The organism is Dietzia timorensis, assembly GCF_020742175.1.
Lineage (GTDB): Bacteria > Actinomycetota > Actinomycetes > Mycobacteriales > Mycobacteriaceae > Dietzia > Dietzia timorensis_A.
This window is the reverse complement of sequence record NZ_DYXM01000002.1, coordinates 1-3,122: the sequence shown is the minus strand read 5'-3', so window position 1 is coordinate 3,122 and position 3,122 is coordinate 1. Positions and strand designations below refer to the sequence as shown.

The following is a 3,122-nucleotide window of genomic DNA, read 5'->3' as shown; positions in this document are numbered from 1 at the left end:
CACGCATTATTCGATCCTTTCGTCCCGCGGGCCCTTCGCCGGCCCGCTCACCTCTCTTACGCTACCTTCGCCTAGAGAAGCGAGGCTCCCGCGGCAAGCAGGCCGCCGTCGACCGGCAGCATCGTCCCGGTTATCCACGAGGCGTCCTCGGAGAGCAAGAACGCGACCGGTCCGGCGATGTCGGCGGGCTCGCCGAGGCGCTTCAGCGGGTACGGCGCCGCCGGGTCCTCCTGGCCCTCGTAGAGCGCGGTGGCGAATTTGGTCTTGACGACGGCGGGCGCGACCCCGTTGACCCTGCACTTGGGCCCCATCTCGACAGCGAGATCCTCGACGAGCCGGGCGATCATGGCCTTCGACGCCCCGTAGAACGCGATGCCCGGCGAATTGCGCATGCCCGCCAGCGAGCCGATGAACACGACGTTCCCGCCGCGCTCGCCGAGGCTCGCCTTGTGCACCTTCTTCGTCCACTGCAGGGCGCTGATCGCGTTGACCTCGGCGATCTTCTTCGCGACCTCGACGTCGATATCGAGGAGACCACCGTAGACGGGGTTGATGCCGGTGTTGTTGACGAGATGATCGACGGGACCGAACCTCTCGGTGACCTTCGCGATGACGTCGTCCTGGTGGTCCGGATCGTGCGCCTTGCCGGGGATACCGATTGCGTTGTCGGCACCGAGTTCCTCGACCGCGGCGGCAAGCGCCTCCTCCCCACGGGCGGTGATGGCGACCTTCGCTCCCTCGGAGACGAGGCGCCGGGCGATGCCGAGGCCGATCCCCCGGCTCGCGCCGGTGATGATCGCCACCTGCCCCTCGAATCGCCTTCCGGCCGTGTTGTTTTGATCCTCTTGCGCCACGCGCGCCTCCCTCGTCGATCCGGTCGCTCGAACGCGGTAGATTACCGCTACACGTCGTCCACGCTAGTGCGGCGAATGAGAGCTTCGCCACACGGCACCTGCCGATATGCAATTGTTAGCAGAGGAAATATGCGGGTAATGCGCGACCCAGTCACCCAAGCGAGATCTGAGTTTGCCGAAAGTTATCCCCTTCGCAGTTGCTACCACTTCCCAAGGCAGCACAATCAGCAGCACAATCACGGGCAGCGCATGCCCCACTCCACCCGGCGAACTGGGCTCGGCGAATGAGGGCGGCGACGATTGTGCTTGGTGGCCTCTACCACCAGGGACCGCAGAACGGAGCACGCAGCGCACGCTCATCGGGCTTCCCGATCGAAGGCCGGAATCTCCATGACTGATTTCCCCGGTTTCCTCTCGCGCTCGGCCGACTCGCATCCCCCGGTTCGACTCGTTCCCGGCCCTCGTTGGTTTTCCGAGGACCATCCGGTCAGCCGTTTACATTCCGATGCCTCGGCATTTATCGGCGAACTCGCCGGCATTCTTTTGCGGTCCCTGCACCCGGCGAGCGCAGCGGTTCTCACCGATTTCGGGCTCGCGGAAAAGCCGTGGGCGGCCGTGCGGTCCACGGCGGAGTCCCATCACGTCATCGTCAGTGGTCCGGTCGACGATGGGGTCGTGGTCATCTCCCAGCAGATGGACGCGCACTCGGCGGCCAGCGGATACGACGAAACGGGTTCGTATTACTGGGGCGCCGACCGTTCGCTGCTCGAGTGGACCCACCAGTCGCGGCTGTGGGCGATGCTCGGCGCAAACCGCGGCCACGCGCAGCGCCCGCTGCTCCCCTTCGACTCCGAATCGGCTGTGCAAGGCTGGGCGCCGATCGCTCGGCTCTCCGGGGTTCCGCGCCCCGCGGCATCCCTCGTCGAACTCAACTCGTACATGCGTGGCAAGGTCACCGGCCTGCACCCGACCGCCGTGTCGCGCGCGTATGCCGAGGCGCTGCTTCACGAGGAGGATGCCAGTCTTCTGCGCGTCTCGCACGCAGCCTTCGCTGTCCTCCCGGTGAGCGTGCGCCGCCTGTTCGGCACCGAGTGCATGTCGTCTACGTCGCTGGCGAGGTTCGAAATGCCGGCGACATCGGCGCAGTCGGATCTCGACCCTCATGCATGGGATGTTCCGTGCCCGATCGCGGCTCCGAGTGCCCTACAGATCACGCGCCACTTCGCGTAATAGACGCGGCGTGCGCTAACACGCCTCCGCGACGGTCGCTTCCTTGATGAACCCCGCGGTCTCGCGGAGCACGTGAATCGGCAGCCGCGAAATATCAAGCCCCTCGATACTCACTACGCGCACGGTGATCGGCCCGCCGCCGTCGCCGGCATCCTCCAGGCACCTCCGGAAGAACGCCCCCGCCCTGGCCGCATGCGGTTTATTGGTGACGACGATGATGCTCTCCCACCCGTCGCCGAATTCTTCGGCGTCCTCCGCTATCTCCCGGACCGCGCGTACCTCCCCTGCAGTCGTCTTCGGCATGGGCGAGAAACATTCGGCCGCCTCCATTCTGCACAGCTCGGCAGCCTTCTTCTTGCCGGCGGCGTCGGGATTCGACACGAGGAGCTCGGGGGCATAGCCGTCTCGGAGTAGATCGCGGGCGACGCCGTGGCGCCCGTCGTCGGCGCCGGCGAGCATCACGATCGCATCGGACTTCGCCGGCTCGGAGCGATGCCTATCCGACAGAAACCACGCGCCCAGCCCAGCCCACACAATGACCACGACGCTCACGATGACGAGCAGAACCCGCACGAAGCGGCGACGTCGGCGGGCCCGCCCCGTCTGTGCCCGTGCCCGCCGCGCGGCTTCGCTCATCGAGCCATGGTGAAGGCTCGCCGCAGGCCGTCCCGCCAATGCGGAAGAGGCAAAAGTCCGGCGCGGCGCCATTCGGAGTCGCCGAGGACCGAGAAGCTAGGTCGCGTCGCGGGCCGCGGGAATTCGTCGGTTCCCACTGGGAGCACGCGGGCGCGATCAGCCCCGGCGAGCGCGAAGGCCTCCGCGGCGAGGTCATGCCAGGTGGCGCGTCCTCCGCCGGTGGCGTTGAGAACTGCCCCCTCGAGAGCGCCGTCCCCGGAGGCCAGTCGTGCCGCCAACCGCAGCAGCCCTTCGGCGAGGTCACACGCAAACGTCGGGCTTCCCCACTGGTCGTCGACGACATTGACTGTGTCGCGTTCGGATTCCAGACGCAGCATCGTGGTGACGAAGTCGCCACCGCCG

At 66.8% G+C, this 3,122-nt stretch carries 4 protein-coding genes; 1 reads left to right on the top strand and 3 read right to left on the bottom strand.

Features of this window, described 5'->3' with window-relative positions:
• Positions 1-71: 71 nt before the first annotated feature.
• Positions 72-854, bottom strand: coding sequence for an SDR family oxidoreductase (locus K8V11_RS00035; RefSeq protein WP_303910018.1), 783 nt, complete (start codon positions 852-854; stop codon positions 72-74).
• A 390-nt stretch (positions 855-1,244) separates the two neighbouring features.
• Here K8V11_RS00035 and K8V11_RS00030 point away from each other — a divergent pair, with 390 nt between their 5' ends.
• Entirely contained in the window at positions 1,245-2,084 is an 840-nt protein-coding gene (locus K8V11_RS00030; protein WP_303910017.1) for an oxygenase MpaB family protein, read from the top strand.
• A 15-nt stretch (positions 2,085-2,099) separates the two neighbouring features.
• On the opposite strand, the gene K8V11_RS00025 is transcribed toward K8V11_RS00030, so the two are convergent.
• On the bottom strand, positions 2,100-2,720 hold the full coding sequence (locus K8V11_RS00025) for a YdcF family protein (protein WP_303910015.1): 621 nt from the start codon (positions 2,718-2,720) through the stop codon (positions 2,100-2,102).
• Positions 2,717-3,122 (bottom strand): sugar nucleotide-binding protein (locus tag K8V11_RS00020; RefSeq protein WP_303910013.1); only part of this gene is annotated, 406 nt, incomplete at its 5' end. The genes K8V11_RS00020 and K8V11_RS00025, both read right to left, overlap by 4 nt.

What these genes read in the sequence shown, in the direction of transcription:
- K8V11_RS00030 (WP_303910017.1), top strand. Translation starts at nt 1,245, where the DNA reads ATGACTGATTTCCCCGGTTTCCTCTCGCGCTCGGCCGACTCGCATCCC.
- K8V11_RS00025 (WP_303910015.1), bottom strand. Translation starts at nt 2,720, where the DNA reads ATGAGCGAAGCCGCGCGGCGGGCACGGGCACAGACGGGGCGGGCCCGC.